Source organism: Ruegeria sp. BHSB064, from assembly GCF_059613205.1.
In genome coordinates this window covers 1-19,995 of sequence record NZ_JBXWSB010000090.1, presented here as the reverse complement: position 1 = coordinate 19,995, position 19,995 = coordinate 1, and the positions used below count along the sequence as shown (strand labels likewise).

General features: G+C 52.5%; 18 protein-coding genes and 2 pseudogenes. 12 read left to right on the top strand and 8 right to left on the bottom strand.

The window, feature by feature from the left end; translation table 11 throughout:
• Positions 1 to 220: 220 nt before the first annotated feature.
• Both AC2FNU_RS18200 and AC2FNU_RS18195 read left to right on the top strand, forming a co-directional pair.
• Complete coding sequence (locus AC2FNU_RS18200) at positions 221 to 2,722, top strand: hypothetical protein (RefSeq protein WP_496791165.1); 2,502 nt, start codon at positions 221 to 223, stop codon at positions 2,720 to 2,722.
• 361 nt (positions 2,723 to 3,083) lie between these two features.
• Positions 3,084 to 3,305 (top strand): annotated as a pseudogene (locus AC2FNU_RS18195) (transposase); the annotation flags it as partial.
• Between the two features lie 170 nt (positions 3,306 to 3,475).
• Here the strand turns inward: AC2FNU_RS18195 and AC2FNU_RS18190 are convergent.
• Entirely contained in the window at positions 3,476 to 3,925 is a 450-nt protein-coding gene (locus AC2FNU_RS18190; protein ID WP_496791164.1) for a phosphate-starvation-inducible PsiE family protein, read from the bottom strand.
• Positions 3,926 to 4,045: 120 nt separating this feature from the next.
• Between AC2FNU_RS18190 and AC2FNU_RS18185 the strand changes: the two genes are divergently transcribed.
• Positions 4,046 to 4,570, top strand: coding sequence for a DUF805 domain-containing protein (locus tag AC2FNU_RS18185; RefSeq protein WP_496791163.1), 525 nt, complete (start codon positions 4,046 to 4,048; stop codon positions 4,568 to 4,570).
• 136 nt (positions 4,571 to 4,706) lie between these two features.
• Here AC2FNU_RS18185 and AC2FNU_RS18180 read toward each other — a convergent pair whose 3' ends face one another.
• Both AC2FNU_RS18180 and AC2FNU_RS18175 read right to left on the bottom strand, forming a co-directional pair.
• A complete protein-coding gene (locus AC2FNU_RS18180) occupies positions 4,707 to 5,009 on the bottom strand; it encodes an ArsR/SmtB family transcription factor (protein ID WP_496791162.1) in 303 nt (100 codons plus the stop codon).
• 176 nt (positions 5,010 to 5,185) lie between these two features.
• Complete coding sequence (locus AC2FNU_RS18175) at positions 5,186 to 5,686, bottom strand: ClbS/DfsB family four-helix bundle protein (RefSeq protein ID WP_496791160.1); 501 nt, start codon at positions 5,684 to 5,686, stop codon at positions 5,186 to 5,188.
• Between the two features lie 178 nt (positions 5,687 to 5,864).
• Here AC2FNU_RS18175 and AC2FNU_RS18170 point away from each other — a divergent pair, with 178 nt between their 5' ends.
• On the top strand, positions 5,865 to 6,992 hold the full coding sequence (locus AC2FNU_RS18170) for an IS110 family RNA-guided transposase (RefSeq protein ID WP_496791158.1): 1,128 nt from the start codon (positions 5,865 to 5,867) through the stop codon (positions 6,990 to 6,992).
• 457 nt (positions 6,993 to 7,449) lie between these two features.
• On the opposite strand, the gene AC2FNU_RS18165 is transcribed toward AC2FNU_RS18170, so the two are convergent.
• Together AC2FNU_RS18165 and AC2FNU_RS18160 are read right to left on the bottom strand one after the other, a co-directional pair.
• Positions 7,450 to 7,833, bottom strand: a complete 384-nt coding sequence (locus tag AC2FNU_RS18165; RefSeq protein WP_496791167.1) for a phosphatase PAP2 family protein — start codon at positions 7,831 to 7,833, stop codon at positions 7,450 to 7,452.
• A gap of 97 nt (positions 7,834 to 7,930) precedes the next feature.
• Positions 7,931 to 8,101 carry a hypothetical protein gene (locus tag AC2FNU_RS18160; protein ID WP_496791156.1) on the bottom strand — a complete coding sequence of 57 codons (171 nt, stop codon included), beginning with the start codon at positions 8,099 to 8,101 and terminating at the stop codon, positions 7,931 to 7,933.
• Positions 8,102 to 8,527: 426 nt separating this feature from the next.
• Between AC2FNU_RS18160 and AC2FNU_RS18155 the strand changes: the two genes are divergently transcribed.
• Entirely contained in the window at positions 8,528 to 10,396 is a 1,869-nt protein-coding gene (locus tag AC2FNU_RS18155) for a heparinase II/III domain-containing protein (protein ID WP_496791154.1), read from the top strand.
• Between the two features lie 44 nt (positions 10,397 to 10,440).
• On the opposite strand, the pseudogene AC2FNU_RS18150 reads toward AC2FNU_RS18155, so the two are convergent.
• A pseudogene (locus tag AC2FNU_RS18150) lies at positions 10,441 to 10,557 on the bottom strand (integrase core domain-containing protein); the annotation flags it as partial.
• Between the two features lie 28 nt (positions 10,558 to 10,585).
• On the opposite strand from AC2FNU_RS18150, the gene AC2FNU_RS18145 reads away from it, so the two are divergent.
• Complete coding sequence (locus AC2FNU_RS18145; protein ID WP_496791153.1) at positions 10,586 to 11,017, top strand: hypothetical protein; 432 nt, start codon at positions 10,586 to 10,588, stop codon at positions 11,015 to 11,017.
• Between the two features lie 144 nt (positions 11,018 to 11,161).
• Here AC2FNU_RS18145 and AC2FNU_RS18140 read toward each other — a convergent pair whose 3' ends face one another.
• Positions 11,162 to 12,166, bottom strand: coding sequence for a helix-turn-helix transcriptional regulator (locus tag AC2FNU_RS18140; protein ID WP_496791152.1), 1,005 nt, complete (start codon positions 12,164 to 12,166; stop codon positions 11,162 to 11,164).
• 172 nt (positions 12,167 to 12,338) lie between these two features.
• On the opposite strand from AC2FNU_RS18140, the gene AC2FNU_RS18135 reads away from it, so the two are divergent.
• The 6 genes from AC2FNU_RS18135 to AC2FNU_RS18110 all read left to right on the top strand — a co-directional run bounded on the left by AC2FNU_RS18135 (position 12,339) and on the right by AC2FNU_RS18110 (position 17,806).
• Entirely contained in the window at positions 12,339 to 13,373 is a 1,035-nt protein-coding gene (locus tag AC2FNU_RS18135; protein WP_496791151.1) for a DUF1214 domain-containing protein, read from the top strand.
• Positions 13,374 to 13,391: 18 nt separating this feature from the next.
• Positions 13,392 to 15,299 (top strand): DUF3604 domain-containing protein, encoded by a 1,908-nt coding sequence (locus tag AC2FNU_RS18130; RefSeq protein WP_496791150.1) that lies wholly within the window; start codon positions 13,392 to 13,394, stop codon positions 15,297 to 15,299.
• 63 nt (positions 15,300 to 15,362) lie between these two features.
• A complete protein-coding gene (locus tag AC2FNU_RS18125; RefSeq protein WP_496791149.1) occupies positions 15,363 to 15,575 on the top strand; it encodes a YMGG-like glycine zipper-containing protein in 213 nt (70 codons plus the stop codon).
• 35 nt (positions 15,576 to 15,610) lie between these two features.
• Positions 15,611 to 15,985, top strand: a complete 375-nt coding sequence (locus AC2FNU_RS18120; RefSeq protein WP_496791148.1) for a hypothetical protein — start codon at positions 15,611 to 15,613, stop codon at positions 15,983 to 15,985.
• A gap of 82 nt (positions 15,986 to 16,067) precedes the next feature.
• On the top strand, positions 16,068 to 17,066 hold the full coding sequence (locus AC2FNU_RS18115; RefSeq protein ID WP_496791147.1) for a DUF1254 domain-containing protein: 999 nt from the start codon (positions 16,068 to 16,070) through the stop codon (positions 17,064 to 17,066).
• 68 nt (positions 17,067 to 17,134) lie between these two features.
• Positions 17,135 to 17,806 (top strand): outer membrane protein, encoded by a 672-nt coding sequence (locus AC2FNU_RS18110; RefSeq protein WP_496791146.1) that lies wholly within the window; start codon positions 17,135 to 17,137, stop codon positions 17,804 to 17,806.
• 338 nt (positions 17,807 to 18,144) lie between these two features.
• Here the strand turns inward: AC2FNU_RS18110 and AC2FNU_RS18105 are convergent, their stop codons facing one another.
• Positions 18,145 to 19,467, bottom strand: a complete 1,323-nt coding sequence (locus tag AC2FNU_RS18105) for an MFS transporter (RefSeq protein ID WP_496791145.1) — start codon at positions 19,465 to 19,467, stop codon at positions 18,145 to 18,147.
• Positions 19,468 to 19,995: the final 528 nt, after the last annotated feature.

The window sequence follows — 19,995 nt, the reverse complement described above, 5'->3', positions numbered from 1 at the left end:
GGAATACCTGCAAAACTGAGTGTTTTTCTTCGCACAAAAGTTACGTCGCTGTCCTGCCTTGGCTAGCCCGGCTATAACCAGAAAGAGACTATTGTTTGTCAACGCGGTCTCAAGTCAGGCCTTTTTTGCAAGGTTGTTTGGTACTTAGAGGAGTTTGTAGCCACCCCGGTCTGTATTCTGAACCAGACTGGATGGGAAGCTATTTTGCAAAGTGTGATTAATGACTGTTACCAATGACCTCAAATGGCCAGAAGAGTACAGCGAACTTTTGCCTCTGGTAACTTCTCGTTGGAAAATTTCGGGTGAGATTTATTTTCACCGACAGTTAAGCGCGGGAAAGTCAGGTGCTCTTGTATATATTATTGATATTTCGAGTGATGTCTTCAACGGTCAGGCTATTCTCAAGCTAGACAAATGCCCGGATCCACAGTGGAACGAAAAAACCGAGGTCCAACTTCATCGTGAAGCATTCGAAGCGGCCCCGGAGTTTGCGTCGAAGCATCTTGCCAGCATTGTTGGCTCAGTAGAGTATGAAAGCAAAATTGCTATTCTCTCGACTGTGGTTGCCAGAGGATTGGAGTATTCTGTTCCTTGGAACGCTTGCGGGTACGAACTAGCACTGGATGTGCTTCAAAGGCTTGCAAGAAGCCTGTTTGAAGACTGGAACGCGGATTACCAGATCGCGCAGGGAATGCATACGCCGCAGGATCTGCTTTCTAGTTGGCTCGGATACCGATTGGATCCCGAAGAGGGGCGTCTACACCAATTTTTGTCCAAGTCATGCAATCACGATCCCCTGGAACGCTGCTTTTCTTATGAGGGGCACTGGTACCCAAACCCGCTGGCATTCGCGCATAAACGTGACCTCCCTAGTCGATTGAACATTCGTGCTGCGGAAGGTCGGCTGCATGGCGACCTTCACGGCCAAAACGTTTTGGTGCGTTCGCACCAGCAAAGCGAACCGGATTATTACCTGATTGACCTCGCCATGTATCAGGACAAGCAGTTCCTGTTTTATGATCACGCATATTTCGAGCTGGCGTATCTTTTGGCGCGGCGCGGATATTGCCCGCCAGCACAATGGGATGCCATTCTTGACGATCTGGGGCTGTTTCATCCAAAACACCACACGTTGGGGCTTTGGCAAGATGACGTTGGTATTGCCGAATTTGTCAGAACCCTGAGAACCGAAGCCATGAATTGGGTCGAACGGCACGAGAGCCATCGCCTCAGCTTTATGGAAAGCCAATATCTATTAGCTCGTGTCGCCGCAGGATTGAATTTCACGAACAAGAGCATTGACCACGGTTTGCGAAGCCATGCTTTTTTGTATGCAGCGCATAACCTAAAGGATTATTTCACGCTCAACAATGTCGACTGGCCCAAAAACGGACCAGTTTTCGGGTTTGACGCCTCCACGCATCCCAAGTCGGATCCTCCTGCCGATCCCGATGCCACTTCACCCAGGACAGAACCGCCACTGGAGAAAGATCGGTTGCGCCGCCGTATGATGACCCAACTTCCGGCTCCGCAGAAACCGGTGATCGCGGTGTTGCCTCTCGAAAATCTGAATTCGCAAAGTGGCGTTGACACTTTCGTATCGGGTATCAACCAGGAACTCATAACCGAGTTGGCCAAAGTGGACTGGCTGGCGGTGGTCTCTCCGACTTCCACGAATTTCCTCGCACAATCGGCCCTCACAGTGGGGGAAGTCGCGCAGCGCGCCGGAGCGGACTACCTGGTTGAAGGCAGCGTACTTTATGACGACGAACGTGTTCGCATCAACGCGCATTTGGTGGACACGTCCACCGGGCATGATCTGTGGGCTGATCGGCTGGTCCGGAATATCGAGGATGTGTTTTCGTTACAGCAGGAAATCGCTTCGGCGGTCGTCGGACATATTGATTGGGAATTGAGATTTGACATGCGCGAACAAGCGCGGCTGAAACGAGGTGAGGTGAGTGTATGGGATCGGGTGCAGAAAGCGCTTTGGCATCTTTACAAGTTCACGAGCGAAGATACCGAGACGGCAGGCAACATACTGTCCCGAACAATAGATTTAACTCCAGACTACTCACTAGCGCATGCGGTTATGGTGAACACGCTTTTGCGAAAACTTCTCTTTCTTCAGGTGGAGGACCGGGCGGCAACCAAGGAGCGCGCCTTGCGCCATGCTGAACGCGCAGTGGCCCTGGATGATCAAAGCAGTTTTGCGCACGCGAGCCTTGCGAGGATCTACTCGGTGCTAAAGAAGCACGACGCCGCGAATGCCGAGGCCGAGCTTTCGGTCAAACTCAACCCGAGCTCGGCCAACGCGCAATTGGTACTGGGGATCGTGCGGCTTGCAAACGGTCAGCCCAAACTTGCGCTTCAGAGCATCGAGACAGCGATGCGATTTGGTACAGCCGGGCCGTATTACAAGGTTAAGTTGCTCGCCAAAGCTTTTTGTCTCTACATTCTGGAAGATGAGTTGGACCAGGCTGAAGCAAGTGCAAGGGCTGCTATGGAAGGCAGGTCGGTTGAACCGTTCGGCCACTATATTTTGGCGGCAATTCTGGCACGAAAATCGCGTGAAGGTGAAGCCCGGCGGATTATCGAGCTAGGCAATTCGATCCGCCCGCGGATGACAAAGGCCCGAATGAGATTGGCATTCGAAAACGTCGAGACCTCTGACCTCGACAAGTTCGTCGGAGATCTCGAAAGGGTTGGTCTGCCTGACTAATGCGTCGCGAGAACCTGAGTTCGAAGTAGTTGGCGACATCCGTCTCAATCTACCGGTCAGACACTCTGATCCCAATGGCGAGGAATGGGACAGACTATTGCAAAACATTGAACAGGGATCAAAGGAAGTTGTCGAAACACTGTACTTGCTTCGCCAAAGATCTATCGTGCGGTCTGACCAAGAAGAACTGTGGACATTTCGTAGGAACCTCTCCAAACCGCGCAAGCCAATTGGCAGCAAAGACGGATTTTTTATATATCGAGCATCAAAGCACGACTGCGACGCCTGCACATTGAAAGCAAATTGCGGTCCAAATCAGCCCGCCTGAAACGTTTTTCGTTCCGTCCACGAAGCGGCTCGCGACGTCGCCCGCGATATCCGCAAAACCGATGCGAACATGACCTCGTTCATTCAGAGAAGGAAGGTTGAGATGCTCTTCGCACATCTGAAACGATACATCGGGGTGCCGATGATGCGACTTCGAGGGCCCAAAGGCGCATATGAACAATTTCAAATCGCAGCAGCCGTCCTAAACCTTCGGAAACTCGCCAAGCTGGTGCGAGAACCTAGACCAACGAGATGAAGGAAGGGCGGCGGCCTATTGAGCCTACACCTGCACGCGCCTAAACGGCGACTTCGTCAACACTATCCGGACCACGCTGAAGTTTGCAGCCGCGATTGCTGCCAACGCAGCGTCAGTTCGCCTGTGCCAAGGGCCAGTTCTTCTCCGACGTCACTTGAAGAATTAACAAACTACTTCTCAGCTAACCAATATGCGATGCCCAACGCGAGTGCCAATCCGGCATATGCCGCTATATGGGCTGCGTCCATTGTCTTGTAATCGAAAGTTATCACTTTCCGAGCAACAGCCATAAGCCCGGTGGCAAGAACTAGCCTTACATGTATGACGTTGGAAGTCAGGTAGAGCGCCGCGTTTGTATAGACTTCGATTGCGATAAGGACTGACAATACAGCTCCCAGAACTATGAGCAGGTCTTCCCCATCGATGAGCAGCGTTGGTTTTTCAACAAGATGAATCCCAAAGGTTACGAATGCATCAAGTATCGTCCAACCAATGACCAAAACCATCAGTATGGAAAGGCCGCGGGTCATCTGCCGGACAACAACATTTGCAACTCGAATCACCGGGTCTTCGTGGTTGGGATCCAGCTCTACGTGAAGGTCATGGTCGTCGTTGGCCATATTTCGTTCCACTGCTCAATTGCTGAAGGATCTCACACTGATCCCCATTTTTGCTTTTAACATGATACTATATCATCAGGTGATAGTCAGTTTAGTTCTATTGAAGCGGGAGCACCCAATTTGAATGCGTTCACAAATGCGATTTCGACGTGCCTATCAAAGTACATAACCTTCAGCGGTCGCGCACGACGTCCGGAATATTGGTGGTTTTTCCTATTTGTTGTGCTCGGGAGCGTCGCTTTCTCTGTATTGGATAGTATCTTCTTTGGAAGTGAACCAGAAAGTGGAATTGCTGGCCAGCCCTTGTATAGCCTGTTCTCGATAGCGGTATTCTTTCCGTTGCTCGCGGCAGGTTGGCGACGCTTGCATGATACAGGTCGTCCCGGCTGGTACTTGTTTCTACCATTGGCAGTGTCATTGGTAATGTCCCTTGGATTGATGCTTGGTATTATGGCGTTTTCTGCGACTGGGACTGCGGGCGACGATCCAGAAGAGTTAGGGGCGGCTGTAGCTATCTTGGGACTAGGTGGGGTGGCGCTTGCAGTTATCGTACAGTTGATTTTGGCGATTTTAATGATTTTCTGGCTGAGCCGTCCAACACAGGAGGAAGAAAACCGCTATGGACCGATACCTTCAGAGCTATAAGTTGGGCTCGCTTCTGCGCCTCGCTACGACGAGCCCCAATTCGTAAGAAGAGCCTCGGAGTTGTCCTTGGTCCCATTTCGCCTTTCGCACGTGCAGCAGGTCCCATCTGCGCAAAGCGGACATCATTCACTCTTTTTTATTGACCATCTTCGCGACAAAACAATTCGTACAATACGCCGACGATAGCCGACACTCTGGCGTCAGAGACGCGGTAGTAGATGTTCTTCCCCTCCCGCCTCGTGGAGATCAATCCTTCGAGTCTAAGCCGCCCGAGCTGTTGTGACGCTGCCGCTTGTTTGAGCGACAGCTTTTCTTGGATTTCAGTTACGGATCGTTCGCCTGCCATTAGGTAGCAAAGAATTTTCAGCCGCCCCTCATGGGAAATGGCCTTAAGAAGATTCGAAGCGTCTAGCGCCTTACCTTCAAAACCTTCACTCAAACCATTGCTCCTTTTTTTCAACTACGAGTGAACGCTACGAGCCCAAAGCAATCGTTTCTGCGGATAGGGTGAACGGCAGATTTGGCGAAGAAGCGCCTCTGACCGCGTTGGATTGCGCAACTGCCCTACTTGGTTTCACAATCTTGAAAGTCCGAAGTGCGGCGAGAAAACTAACTTCAGCGAGCACTACGCAACGCCTTTCGGATGTAGATATTAGCAGAACGGAAATGTGATGGACCGGACGCCTCGGCAAACCGACCAAGGGTCCATTTGCCGGTCCATGGAACCGCGTGGCTGGTGTATAGCAAGCCGTCATCTTGTGCCTCGATAAAGCGACGCAGTTTGTCGCAAGCGGCACTGAATTCTGAGAGCAGTTCCACCCAAGGAGTTTTGTTGCCTCTCGCATACAGCGTAGCATTGTATTCCTTGAGTTGGTTCCATTTGTAGCCCTTAGCTGGCAAATGCACCTCGCGCTTCGCGACGCCGTCTTCGTACCACCTGTGGAACATCCCCATCCAATGGGTGCGATGCGCGATTACACCCTTTATTGTGACGTCGTCATCAGGGGCCGACAAAGTTGCATTTGTTTCGTCGACGCCATCGAGCGTATTGCGTAGCTTGGCCAAATCCTTATCGAACACGGCCAGCAAATCGATTTTGTTTGCTGCTGCTGGCATGACTCAACACTAGTCAAATCAAACGATAAATTTCTTGATCTGGCTCAACGAAACTGGTTTTTCCAACAAAGCCATTGCGACCATTCGCAGCCCTTAGCATGCGTAATTGGGCTGACCCTGATCAGAGGTCGAGCTCCCGATATGATCACAAGAGATCAGTGTACATGGGAGATTTCGAATGGAGTTTTTTGCGGGCTTGGACGTTTCGCTGCGGTCCTACGCGATCTGTGTTGTCGACGGCAAGGGCGCGGTTCTGCATGAGCGAGAGCTGCCTTGTGAGATTGAGGAGATAGCTGGATATCTGACTGCGCTTCGCTTTCCGATTGAGCTCGTTGGCTTTGAATCCGGTACGTTAAGCCAGCATCTCTACTACGGTTTGAAGGCAGAAGGGTTTGAAGTTGTCTGTATGGAAGCGCGTCAGGTGAGTGCCGCCCTATCAGCGATGCGTAACAAGACGGATCGGAACGATGCTCTTGGAATTGCCCAGATCCTGCGGACGGGTTGGTTCAGCCCCGTTCATATCAAGAGCCGAGAGGCGCACGGGGTTCGGGCGCTTCTGAGCACGCGGAAAGCCTTGCTGAGCAAGACCATTGATCTGGCCAACGAGGTGCGCGGTCTTTTGAAGATATTCGGTATCCGTCTGGCCAAAACGGTGCAGCACGGCAGCTTTGACGAAACGGTTCGGCCGATGGTCGAGATGGACGAGGTGTTGGCCCATGCCTTGCTGCCACTGCTCGACGTCCGATTGGCTCTTTATCAGCACTATCTGGAACTGGACCGACGGGTCAAACGTGCGGCCCGCCAGGATGAAGTGTGCATGCGCCTGATGACGGTCCCCGGTGTAGGCCCGATTACGGCATTGACCTTCAAGGCTGCCGTCGATGATCCCACGCGCTTCAAACGGTCTCGCACCGTGGCCGCACACTTTGGCTTGACGCCCCGAAGATACCAATCCGGTGAGCAAGATAATCCCGGTCGAATATCCAAAGCTGGGGATCGAGACGTGAGGGCAACTCTCTATGCTGCTGCCAACGCCTTGCTGATGCGAACCATGGCCGGATCGCAGAAAAAGTCATGGGGGATGCGATTGATGCGCACCAAGGGGCGTCGCCGTGCCGTCGTCGCTGTTGCACGCAAACTGGCCGTTCTGCTCCACCGCATGGCGAGCAATGTCAGGATCGACAACAAACTGGCATGTGCACCAGGCGTGATTGCCAATTGGTCTGCTGTAACGTCGATACCGTTGATGTTCATCCAGCGTGCTGCGGTCTCCCGGTCCTGCCGGCTCCCGATAATGGATTGGTAGCGAAGCAGAGGAACTAGGTTCGCAGCAACATGTATGAGGCCTTGTTCCATACGGGCCACCAGAGCCGGATCATCTGGCTCCGGGGGCATGTTCATGTTCGGGTCTTCTTCCAGCGCGCGACGTGGGTCTGCTTTTTCTGAAGTTTCTTCTGGGTTCCGGATAAACTGTCTGACATCAGCCCCAATGGGACAGTTTAGGTCGATTTGATAAGAGAGGGTTTCTGGCTCATCGTAACCGCCAAGGAGTGGAGATGAGAAAAAAAACCCGGAACCAAGCAGAGCCACGGTGAGAAGGTCGTAAAGGACATTCGCCGAGCGACCCGCAAACGATATTCCGCAGAAGAGAAGATCAGGATCGTGCTGGACGGCCTAAAAGGCGAGGACCTAGGTCGCTACATCTGCGGTGAGCGCCGCCTCTGAGCGGCCCAAACCAGACTTGTTTTCCCGAACCTACACTTTTAGTGACCGACCGAATCCGAAGCCCTGTTGCCACCTTTGATTACATCCAAGGCGTCGTGGTAGAAAGGCTGTTCACGAATGACATCCATGTAAGCGTTACCTAGTACCTGTCCGGAGGTAACGTCCATCGAATAGTGTACACCACCTATGACACGACCGTAACCAATTTCACGACCAAGCTCCTCGAGCTCATCTGAATGCTCCGGAAAAATGTCTGAAAGAACAGACGTATAAACTATTGCACGAATCGTGTGTCCACTCGGATATGACGTAACAGGGAAGGCTGCTGCGACCGGTTCAACGTCTTCATTGGCAACAAATGGGCGCGGGATGTTATAGTTCGCTTTGACAGCGTTATAGTCGTCGCGAACCTCATCGACAATCTGGTCCAGCGAAGGCTACAAGGGCAATGGCGGCAACAGTACTTTTGATCATAGCGTCAACCGTCCTAATGAGTTCAAAGTTACCTTTCTAAAGAAATCAAGCTTCGGCGATCATTGTGCCCCAGCTGGTAAAGCCGCGATTTTCATTACAGATGATTGTTTCCATCCCGGTCATGGGGTCGTTTCCAAAGTAGCATTGCGCAATTGCGCCGGTGCCGAGTATTGAAAGGGTCATGGCAACCAGACCCAAACCAGCAAAGTTCTTCATGGTACTCACTCCTCTTAAGTAAGTCTCATGTGGGAAACATCGTTGGCTGAAATGTTTTGCTTTGTTTAATTTTTCTTAAGCAAAAAGTATCAACTGAACTCCATAACTGCGTAGATAGTGTCAAAGAAGTTCGCTGATTGGATGACATGGTTGATCAACCCGACCTGTGTGGTTCAATTTGATTGTTAATGCTTGGCCGGTCCTTGATCCATCGCGACGGTTTCCAGGGCTGGTCGGCGATAGCGCAGAGCACTATTCGGTAATTTAGTGTTGTCGTGTAAGGTCGTGGGAGTGTGATAGCGTATGGGTTTTTTGATCGGAGTCTTTAGAAAGGTCCGCAGAAAACACGCCTGCCTTTTCTACGCGCCACTCCTGGTTTGCTTGTGCACGACAAATGTGTCTTCTCAAACTTCGGTGCCACAAGTCATGCTGACGGACAAGATCGTTCAACGCATTGAGACTCAACGATCTCAGGAATCCGCATTTGCTCAAAAGTTTGAAGCTCTGATTGCGCGCGCGAATGCTCAACTGCAATCGCCAACGATTGTAAGGTTGCTTCGAAGAGAAGAGGGCGAAATTCATCAGGCTTTTCGAGGTTTTGGCGAAAGGCCCGTAGAACGCCTAACGACTTTGGCTTTGGCCTGGCGTTTGACAGGTGACAACCGCTACGCCGAGCGTACCAAGACGGAACTTCTCCAACTCTCAGATCTAAAGACCTGGCATCCTGAGAACTTTCTTGGGCTCAGCCGTGTCGCTTTGGCAGTTTCACTTGGATACAGCTGGATCAGCGAAACTCTAACCCCACAAGATCACCAAGCCATTACGACCGCGCTGATCGAAAACGGTTTGAAAGAAGCAAACAAAATCTATGATCTAGATACTTTTTATTTCGAAAATGGCTGGGTCACACCGCAACGATGGATCTATCCGGAACGAGTCCCGAAAACTCTGCCCGATGGAACGGCAACAGCGGACATCACTTGGCCGGTTTCTTCATTCAACTGGAACGTTGTGTGCAATACCGGAATGATCGTCGCGGCACTGGTCACTTCAGAAGCCGAGCCAGAGTTGGCCAATCGAATTGTTAAACGGGCTCAGGTGTCCATTCGCAACGGGTTCGCAAAATTTGCCCCAGATGGAGCTTGGTCTGAAGGACCAATGTATGGCGCGTTGTCGGCCAGGGATGCCGCGATACTATTTGACTCGCTAAGTTCAGTGCTTGGCCATGACTTTGATCTGTCCAAATCAGTTGGTCTGGCGAGCTTTGGTAAATTTCTGATCCATGCGACAGGACCGACCGGGACCCTTTTCAACTTCGGAGATAGTGACACAAGTACCGATCCTGTCGCGCTCACGTGGTTGGCGTCGCACTTCAATCGTCCTAGCTACTACCCATCTTCACTCAATACTACGCCGTCTTCCCATCCGGCCTTGGAGTTGATTTGGCAAAGTGCCTCCGGGCAACAGCCGATGCCCGCGCGACAAACCGCCCATTGGTTCGGTGGGCTTGGACTAGTGACTATTCGGTCCGCTTGGAATGATCCGAACGCTACATTTTTTGGGTTCAAAGCTGGGCCACTTCGCAGCCACCACAATAATCTGGACGCTGGAACCTTTGTTCTGGAGGCAAACGGTGTACGGTGGGCAGTAGATCTGGGCATCGGAAACTATCAGCTGCCCGGATACTTTACCGATAAGCGCTTTGATTACTACCGGACTGCAACGATCGGGCAAAATACGTTAACCTTCGACACCGGCAATCAAATTGTAACAGGTCGCGCGCAAATTGAAGAGTTTGGCCAGTTTCCCGGATTCAGCTTTACGATCGCCGACCTTTCAGACGTTTACGGAAAACCCAAAGGCACAGTCATGCGTGGAATTGCGTTGATCGATGATACGACCGTACTCGTTCAGGATGAGGTAGACAGCCACTTGAATGGCCCGGTGGCTTGGACCATGCACACCGAAGCGCAGGTTTCGGTTAAAGGACCGAATGCGACCCTGACCCAAGAAGGCCAAGTACTACACGCACGAATTTTATCTCCTCCCAAAGCAGAGTTAGTACTACGTTCGGCAAATCCATGTGAGACACTCTACAATTCCGAATGCCACCAACAAAACCCCAACTTGGGCATCAGAAGGTTGATGATCGACTTGAACGTCGATGCCTTGAGCTCACCACAGACCATTGCCGTTGTTTTTGAGAGCAAAGAACAACCGACCTACACATCGACTGTCCCTTTGAGGCAGTGGAGTTTGACGGCCAGTCGCTCGGATAAAGAGGAAAGGCAGTAAATCTAGGCTGTGATCAGCCCCACTTGTGTGGTCCAATTTGATTGTTAGTGCATGACCGGCCTTTGGTCCATTTGAACGATGGTTTCCGGGGCCGGCGGTTTATATCCCAGAGCACTGTGCGGGCGTTTTGTGTTGTAGTGTTTCCTCCATTCTTCGATCAAACTTGCGAGCTACGCACTGATCGCCCTGATGGGAGCGACGATGCTGTGGCGCGCGTTCATGGCATTGTCCAAGTCGAAACATCATAGCCATCACCACCACCATGCACATGGGTGTGCCAGCTGCGCGGCGACCGAATCCCGCGCGAACCAAGGGGCTGGATGGCTCGCATTGGCGGTCGGAATCGTTCCCTGCACAGGTGCATTGATGGTCATGCTCTATGGTTTCGCGAACAATATGGTTGGCCCCGCCATCGCCATGGTCGTTGCAATTTCGGCAGGTATGGCGCTCGCGATGGCAGCTTTGGGGCTCGCGGCGATCTGGGGGCACAACTTGGCCGAGGCGAGATGGACGGCCAACACGGGTCAGGTGGCGGCATTTGCAAATGGCGCACGTTTTGTAGGCGCAACCGCAGTTCTTTTGATTGGCATTGCGCTCTTTATGTCCACGCTGACGGTCTGACCGAAAGCGTTGTGAAAATTGTCCAATCCTGCTTGCGGAAAACCAACCGACCTTTGAATGTAAGAGATGACGATAACTTTTATGTCAGCAAACGTTGCACCGATCTGAGGTGGCGGATACATGGATCGGCACTGAGACCGCCTTTTAACCGCTCGACAGGCTTTCCCGGTATTTGCTCGGAGATACACCTGTCCATTGATTAAATGCCCTACGAAAACTGCGGGAGTCTTTGTAACCAAGTGCCAATGCGATTTCTTCTACCGTTGCAGTCGTTTCGGACACCAGAAATCGGGCTTTGTTCTCTTTGAAACGTGATCGGATTTCGTGAAAGGATTTACCTTCTCGACGCAAAACACGCTGCAATGATCTTGGACTAATGGCGAGATGCCTCGCGACAGACTTTTCGGACATGTCACCGTTTTGCATGCCAATGCTAAGAATTTGCTTCACCGTCTCCTCAACCGTTTGTACCGGTGTAACCCCCATCAAGGCTGCAAGGTCGTCGACCGTGATGTTTTTCCCGAAGCTGGTTTCATTTGGATTAAGGGTCGGCAAATCCGCTATTGGAATAGCAATACAAGGCGGCCCATTTCGTGGACGAACAGGTGCACTAAACATGTTTTCCAGCACGTGTTTCTCTTCTTTTGACGGGTTCGGCAATTCCACCCAGTCAGGTGACCAGTTCGGCCCGAGAAAGTGTCGTGCGACTGTTCGGATGACAAACAACGCGCCTTCGTCGAGGTGTCTGTGCCCAATAACCGAAAGGCCGGACGAGTCCCGACCAACAATGACATGTGTGTCGGTCTGACGTAGCTCGATCAACGAACCAGGATGTGTGAGAACAAGAGCACGGCGACCACGCTCAAGAGCCATGCCCAAGTCGGGCGCTCCTAGTACATAGCTCGCATAGGCTCCGTACTCCGAATACTTGAAATCCCGCCCGAGCCTTGCTCCCAAGTGGTGATCACCGATCGCGCGCGCTACATTTTCAATCACGACGGCTTCCGTGGCGTAGGGCGCGAAACCAGACTTCATGTTCAAGACTGGTCGATCCAAACCAGCCGCGTTCAATGCGCCGGTGACCAACTCGCGCCCTGCGTAGCTGTCGAGCAATTCGACAACGTAAGCAAATTCTCTCAATGTGACCATAGTCAGACGCATTGTTGCATTTTGTCGGGAAATGTCCGGTGACACAACTGGTTAACAAAAGGCAAATTGACACTGGGGGAGCATGTCCGATCAGCCGTAATTTATGGCCAGCTCCAATGAGTTACTGGTTCAGGATCGATTGATGCAAAGACATAGCTTAAAATGCGCTTCCGTGATTGCCGCGACGCTGACCCTCGGCTTGCCGGGCTTTGTTGTTGCTGACGACATAGACCGAACTGTCGACAGCCTGACCGAAGTTGTGGAGATTCCTGTCACGATAGATAACTTCGCACGCGTTGCGTCAGATTTCGAGTTCGCGAAGTACGTTGGTTTGGCTGGTGGCATAAATCGCTTTTTCCATTTCCGCGAGCCCACTCCGATCGATAATCAGCCCACGATCCGAATGAACCGAGACACGCTCTACAGCACTGCCGTAATTGACATTTCGGAAGGAGCCACTCTGACCCTGCCTGATGCGGGCGAACGATACATGTCGGCCATGATTTATAACCAGGATCACTTCGTGAATGCCGTCTATCATGGTGGTGGCACCTACGAACTCGACATCGAAACATTCGATACCCCTTATATCATCGTCTTCCTGCGTACGCTGGTTGATGCCAGTGACATCGATGATGTGGCCACGGTCAATGCATTGCAGGATCAGATGATGGTTGAGGCGGCGTCAACCAAGCCGTTCGTTTTACCCAACTATGACGAAGAGCGTTATGAGGCGTTGGTCAAGGAGTTGAGCGACCTGCTCCCGTTTGTAGGTGGATTTGATCGCGTTTTCGGCTCTGCTGAGAGCGTAGACCCGGTTCGCCATCTCTTAGGAACAGGTGTAGGATGGGGCGGCTTACCGGATCATGAAGCACTTTATCCTGCAGTTTCACCAGCCTTGCCGGTGGGTGAGTACAAAATCGAAGTGCCAGCAGAAGTGCCTGTTGGCGCCTTTTGGTCGATCAGTCTCTACAATGCCGCCGGGTTTTTTGAACCCAATGGTCTCGATGCTTACGTGGTCAATTCTGTAACGGGCTCGCGAAACGCGGACGGATCAATGACGGTGCACCTTGGAGGATGCGACGACGGGCGCGTAAACTGCTTGCCGATTATGGAGGGGTGGAATTACACCATTCGCCTCTATCAACCAGATCCGGAAATACTCAACGGCAGTTGGATGTTCCCTGCGGCAGAACCCGTGATTTAACGAAATGGAGGCGACGATATGAATAGGCTGAAGGTTGCATTGGCTGGAATGGCCTTTTTCTGGGCGAGTACGGCTTCAGCTGAAGACTACGCTGCTGACATCGCCATCGACGCCGAAAACGTTGGGCTTGGGAAGCAGCACTATTCGCCTTACCTCGATCAATCCTACCCGAACCGCGTGTTCTTTGGCGATACACATCTGCACACGACTTATTCGACCGACGCTGGAATGCTTGGTAACGCATTGGGTCCGGAAGACGCGTTTCGCTTTGCACGTGGCGAAAAAGTCAGGGCTTCTCTAGGGGACTATGCGCAGCTTATCCGCCCCCTCGATTTCCTTGTCGTTGCCGACCATGCGGAAAACCTCGGACTTGCGCCCATGATCGCCGAGTCCAATCCCGATCTGTTGGCGATCCCTTGGGGGAGAGAAATCCATGATCTCGTAAAGGCTGGTGATCCATTCGGCGCTTATGTGATGTGGGGTACCGAGATGGGGGCCAGGAACGACCCGCTCGACGACGACGACCTGACGCGCACGATTTGGAACCGGATCGTCGAAACCGCAGAGCGATTCAATGAACCCGGTGTTTTTACGGCGCTTCACGGTTTCGAATGGACATCCAGTCCGGACCTCAACAACCTGCACCGCATCGTTATGTTCCGCGACGATGCTGACAGTGTCGAAGATCTGGTGCCGTTCTCCAATTACGACAGCAGTGACCCCGAGGATCTTTGGGATTGGATGGAGGCTTACGAAAAAGAAACGGGCGGGCGTGTCATCGCCTTCGCCCATAATGGCAATCTGTCCAACGGCATGATGTTTGACGATGTCCGCATGAATGGCGAGCCGATCGACATCGATTACGCGGAGCGCCGGATGCGGTGGGAGCCTCTTTACGAGGTCACTCAAATCAAAGGCGACGGCGAAACACACCCGATGCTGAGCCCGAACGATGAGTTCGCGGATTATTACACTTGGGACCGCGGCAATTTTGGCAGCGAGCTCAAAACGCCGGAGATGCTCCCGCGCGAATATGCAAGAACGGCGCTTGCGCGGGGGCTCGCCATTGAAGAGCAAATTGGAGCAAACCCGTTCAAATTCGGTATGATCGGTGCCACTGACAGCCACACATCACTCGCCACAACCCGTGAAGATAATTACTTCGGCAAGGCCACAGCGGGAGAGCCGGGCGCAGGTCATGAAAGGTATGATGAGAACTTGATCCAACCGGATTTCCTAGGCGAAGAAATCACCGTCAAGCACTATGAAACACTCGCTTCAGGCCTTGCCGCTGCATGGGCGCGTGACAACACGCGTGAGGCGATATGGGATGCGTTCAAGCGCAAGGAAGTCTACGCGACAACGGGACCACGCATAACGGTTCGAGTTTTCGCGGGTTGGGATTTCGAAGCGGATGAGGTTCATCGCCATGACTTTGCCGCAACAGGCTACGAGCGTGGTGTTCCTATGGGAGGTGATCTGTTTGAAGGCCCCGAAGGAGCCGTGCCGACATTCATGATACGCGCATTGCGCGACCCTGACGGGGCCAATCTTGACCGAATTCAAATTGTGAAAGGTTGGGTGGATTCTGAGGGCACACCCAAAACCAAGGTTTCAAATGTGGCGTGGTCGGATGTCCGCTCACCGGATGCTGATGGCAAAATTGGCCAGGTTGGCAGCACGGTAAATGGTGCCGACTATACCAACACCATTGGCGCGGCGATGCTGGGCGGGTACTGGGAAGACGCCGATTTCGATCCTACGCAGCGCGCATACTATTACGTTCGCGTGCTCGAAATTCCGACACCATCTTGGCTGGCCTATGATCAAGCCTTCTACGGCCCACTCGACCTGCCTGCCGATGCCGTGATGGAACAACAAGACCGCGCATACACCTCGCCGATTTGGTATTCGCCGCAGCAATGATGCTGCGTGCGACATACCGAAACGTACAGACGCTGAAGAAATTTGAAAGGACATGCAATGGTGATGACACGCAAAATGCTGACTGTTGGTCTGGCTGTGCTTCTGGCTGGGAGCCTGGCGCTACCAGTGCCAGCTGAGGCTCAATCCAAGCGCACTAAAAACACAGTAGGAGGCGCCGCAGTCGGTGCTGGCGTTGGATACCTCGTGGGTGGCAGTGACGGCGCGAAAGCCGGAGCTGTCGTTGGTGCGATCTCGGGATATCGCAAGAAAAAATGAATTGCGTGCCTTCTTCGGTCAGAAAGGAAATTCAAATGAACAAGTACTCAAAGAGACTGGGGTTTGCAGTATTTGGCGCCGTATTGTTCGTGGGCTCGGCGCAGGCTGACGAAGTGATGGATGATTATATCGCCTCAGCAGCCCCCTTTATGCATCACAGTTGCGCAAGCGTCCTTGCGGAGTTTGAGGAGAACGATGAGCAAGTAAATCAGATCGTTCGACTGATGGCGATCATCTCGCTGTACAACCGTCAGATCGACGTTGTCGCCGCAGTGCCTGAAAAGTTCCTTGACGATCTGAAGGGCGAGTTTGTCGAAGAACTTGAGGACGCCTGCGACAACGACGGGGGTCGATTGCTCGCAGGAGCCGTCGATGATGCGGTGCGGGAGACGTTTGAGGAGTTTGAGTAGCTGGCTTCGCCTTGTCTCTGGAGATTAACCCGTCACTCAACGGTCCAAGTGGCTGCTCATAAGTGAACTGAAGGATTGTTTTATGCGAAACCTCGTTTTTCTGGCACTACTTGCTCCGACGATTTCCAGCGCCGCGGAAGTGACACTCGACACGCTGGTCCGAGCTGAGTCAGATCATATGATCCGTTCCAATATGGCCGCCTTCAATTTCGGCGTCGGAGAGTTCTATCATTTGCGCGAACCGACCACGCCTGAGAACCAACCTGTTGTCCGTATGAATCAGGACACACTATATTCTGGTCTGGTCATTGATTTGTCTGAACCTACCACAATCACTCTGCCGGACATTGAGGGCAGATATCAATCCATGCTCGTCATCAGTCAGGATCACTTCATGATAGCTGAGGCGACTCCCGGAAGTTATGAGCTGACGGAAGAAAACGTAGGGACGCGCTTTGCTCTTGTCGCATTTCGGACGTTTGTCGATGTGAACGACCCGGACGATATCGTAAAGGCGCATGCAGCCCAGGACGGCCTTAACGCCACTGGAGGGGGCACCGGCCCGTTTGAGGCACCGGAATGGGACCTTGAAACTCTGGAGGCTGCACGAAAAGCCGTGAATGATCTGGCAGCGGTTACCGGGTTTGATGCCCGTTTTGCGTTCGGCGGTCCCGAGGATGTTCGGCCCGTGGATTTTTTGGTCGGAGCGGTTGCGGGTTGGGGTGGTTTGCCACCCACTTCGGCGATGTACTTGATTGAAAGTGTCGCAGAAAATGATGGCGAAACACCACATTCCGTGACCGTAAACGATGTGCCAGTCGATGCCTTCTGGTCGGTTACCGTCTATAACGCCGAGGGATATCTGGAAGCCAACGCGCTCAACCGCAACAGTTACAACAACGTGACGGCCGAACCCAACGAGGATGGGACTGTAACACTGAATTTCGGCGGATGTGACGACGAGCGCATCAACTGCATTCCAATCACGCCGGGTTGGAACTACACAATTCGTCTGTACGAGCCCGCCCCAGAAATCATCAGCGGCGAATGGAAATTTCCTAATATTACACCGGCGAACTGATGCGAACTGTTCAGATGAAGATATGTCGGTACACAGTTTTGGCAGCGACAACACTTCCGCTCTTTTCAATGCAGGCAGTGGCAGAGCAGAGGAATTGGGAGTATGAAGCCACTCTTTATGTTTTCGCAGCCGATACAAAACTTTCTGTTGATGGCAATGAAAGCGAACTCAGCTTCTCCGACGCGCTGGACAATCTCGAGTTTGGTGGGATGGGCGTGTTCGCTGCCCGCAACGGGCCATGGACCTTTGTTGCAGACCTCATGTACTTTGATCTGCTGTTCAAAAACGACACACCGGGCACTGCGTTTTCGCGATTAGACACCGATACCGACATGACGGTACTGAGCGGCTTCGGGTTTTACCGGGTTTTCGAAGCTCCCACTTATGCGCTCAGTCTCGGCGGTGGTTTTCGCTACTTCGATACAAATACGACACTGACGCTGCAAAGTGGCGTGTTGCCAGGTCGGCGGATCAGCGAGAGCGACAGCTGGACCGATCCTGTTGTTGCCATTCTGGGGCATTACAACCTGTCTGACACATGGCGAAGCACGCTTGCAGCGGACTACGGAAGCTTTGTGAGTGGCCGTGAAACCTACCAGATAACGCTGACCTTTGATTATGCTTTTGCAGACAATTGGTCGGCACGTTTTGGCTATCGCTACTTGAACGTCGACAATGACGAGGAAGCGTTCCGGGCCGAACTCTCTGGGCCTGTGATCGGGGTATCTTACCGGTTTTGAACGATCGGCGCGTCGAGGTTGGACCACCAAGGGCCTTATCCGCCATCCCTTACGGAAATGGCTGAAGGTACGGCCACTACGGAACAAAGCTTGTTTGTGATCTTTTGGGTCAAGATGTATTGAATCTTGCCGTATGACGTGACCCAAAACACAAAAAATCAAACGGTCACATCTACGATCTATGCTCCGGCAGTTGGGTTGGATGCTCTAGTTTTGCCTCAGGTCTGTGGCCAAATAGCTTTCCTGCCTGCCAACTGCGTGCTGGCAAGGGTCATTCGCCGGCGATGGTCCCTGAGAATGCTTGGCTGTGTACCCGTTCGGGAAAGAAATAGAGCAACTCACTCGACTGGAACGGACTGTTTAAGCTCGTTCTCTTCGTCAGGCACGGCGTTCAAATTGGCACGGTCCGGCCGCTTTTCTTCGGGTGAGATTGAAACAGATGTTGGAGACGCCGCGACGCCGGTGGCTGCCTCTGCCTGGGGAACGCTATCTCTCATCCTAGTTCGCAAGATCGCAACCACACCTGACAGCAGCATGAGGGCCCAACACATCCATAGGATGGCCCTGTCGTTGCCGACAATCGACCCAATACCACCTGCAATTGGCCCAACCACGCTGCCAACGGTAAAGACGAACAGCATCGTAACTGCAGTTGCTCCGACATAGACCGGGACTGTGCGGTCCATCGCATGGGCGATGAGCACCGAGTAAAGCGGCATGATCAACCCGCCGAGAACAATGGACCCAATGATCATGACCCACTGCAAAATGGGCCCGTCATCCCCAGCCACTGTAAACCCACCGCCCCTGGACGCAATCGAAAGCACCATGATTGTAACCGCTGCGCACAACGACATCGCCGCAATGATATACCGCCTGTCCATCTGGTCAGAGGCTTTACCAATCGGAAACTGGAACACGATCCGCCCCAGGTAAAAAGCGGCCACAACAAACGCGATCAAGTTCGCATCAAGCCCACCAACCGATGCTTGATATGGCAAAACATTCAATAAAAGGGCTAGCACAAAACCATTCACAAACACTCCGATGAACGCTGTCGGAGAATCCTTGAAAGACGCCCGCAGCCTTAGGTTGGCTTGCTCGGGAACTTCGGGGGGTGACGTTCTTGTTGGTGCGAGAACAATTATGGCAACTGAGTATAGTGCAGACATCGCAACAAAGGCTTCGGAAAGATCACCTGAAAATAGAATGATGAAAGCCTGGCTCGCAACCGAGGTAATGCCCAGCACAATATAGTAAATTGACAAGACTCGACCTCTCGCGTTCGGAGGTGCCGTGTCGTTAATCCATGCGTCACCGATGGAATAAAGGGCCGCGGTTGCAAGTCCCGTCGCAAATCGGGAGAGCGTCAAGATCGTCGTGTTGTCCGTCCAGGATAAAAGTAAAGCGCAAAGGCTGCACAACGCAGCCGACGCGGCAAATGCCCTGATGTGGCCTATGCGTGCAAGCGGCTGGAAGATAAAGAAGCACCCTAGCAAAAACCCAAGCGAATAGCTCGCAGCAACAAATGAAGCCGCCTCTTGGCTTCCGCCCGACTCCGCAATTCGTAGCGAAACAAGCGTACCCAGCGCAGCTGTAGAAAGATGGATCATACCTACGGAGAAGAAGAGCGAGCGCAGCGACAAGACCGTGGTATTCATCCTAATCTCCTATTGAGAGAATGAACAACGTCTGCGTTCATCCAATTACCGTCTCGAAGGTCATCTTCGATTATGAATTATCTGGTAAATCTTACAGAACACAGCTGTCATGCGATATACCCAAGACGCATTCGGTTTGAGTTTGAGGCGCGACTTAAGAGCAGGAAATCGTTCCAAAGCTCTACCATTTGCAAAGCCGACTCTCGGGCACTACGCCGACCTTGACCGAGGGCCGCCGATGCTGCTTTGCTATTCGCCAGACCTGACTATCGCTGCAGTAGCATGATCGATGGGGCTCCAAACTCACAGTTCGCGGGACGAAGCTGACTTCCCTTCTTGATGTTGAATTGCCGCTACAGATAACCAAGAAGTGCACCAAATCAGCCGCCAACTGTTGTGTTGTGCACGTGTTCATCTTATGTGCACATCATCTGAAATGGAGATTTCATGTCCCGGTAAAGAAGGGAGGCAGCGCGCCTCCCGGAGCACATTCAACATCTGAAGCAACGCCGTCACTTCACAGCTGAC

Coding starts and splice junctions, on each gene's coding strand:
- AC2FNU_RS18105 (WP_496791145.1), bottom strand. CDS start 19,467: ATGAATACCACGGTCTTGTCGCTGCGCTCGCTCTTCTTCTCCGTAGGT.
- AC2FNU_RS18200 (WP_496791165.1), top strand. CDS start 221: ATGACTGTTACCAATGACCTCAAATGGCCAGAAGAGTACAGCGAACTT.
- AC2FNU_RS18155 (WP_496791154.1), top strand. CDS start 8,528: ATGCTGACGGACAAGATCGTTCAACGCATTGAGACTCAACGATCTCAG.
- AC2FNU_RS18175 (WP_496791160.1), bottom strand. CDS start 5,686: ATGCCAGCAGCAGCAAACAAAATCGATTTGCTGGCCGTGTTCGATAAG.
- AC2FNU_RS18130 (WP_496791150.1), top strand. CDS start 13,392: ATGAATAGGCTGAAGGTTGCATTGGCTGGAATGGCCTTTTTCTGGGCG.
- AC2FNU_RS18145 (WP_496791153.1), top strand. CDS start 10,586: ATGGGAGCGACGATGCTGTGGCGCGCGTTCATGGCATTGTCCAAGTCG.
- AC2FNU_RS18140 (WP_496791152.1), bottom strand. CDS start 12,166: ATGGTCACATTGAGAGAATTTGCTTACGTTGTCGAATTGCTCGACAGC.
- AC2FNU_RS18120 (WP_496791148.1), top strand. CDS start 15,611: ATGAACAAGTACTCAAAGAGACTGGGGTTTGCAGTATTTGGCGCCGTA.
- AC2FNU_RS18115 (WP_496791147.1), top strand. CDS start 16,068: ATGCGAAACCTCGTTTTTCTGGCACTACTTGCTCCGACGATTTCCAGC.
- AC2FNU_RS18190 (WP_496791164.1), bottom strand. CDS start 3,925: ATGGCCAACGACGACCATGACCTTCACGTAGAGCTGGATCCCAACCAC.
- AC2FNU_RS18110 (WP_496791146.1), top strand. CDS start 17,135: ATGCAGGCAGTGGCAGAGCAGAGGAATTGGGAGTATGAAGCCACTCTT.
- AC2FNU_RS18160 (WP_496791156.1), bottom strand. CDS start 8,101: ATGAAGAACTTTGCTGGTTTGGGTCTGGTTGCCATGACCCTTTCAATA.
- AC2FNU_RS18170 (WP_496791158.1), top strand. CDS start 5,865: ATGGAGTTTTTTGCGGGCTTGGACGTTTCGCTGCGGTCCTACGCGATC.
- AC2FNU_RS18125 (WP_496791149.1), top strand. CDS start 15,363: ATGACACGCAAAATGCTGACTGTTGGTCTGGCTGTGCTTCTGGCTGGG.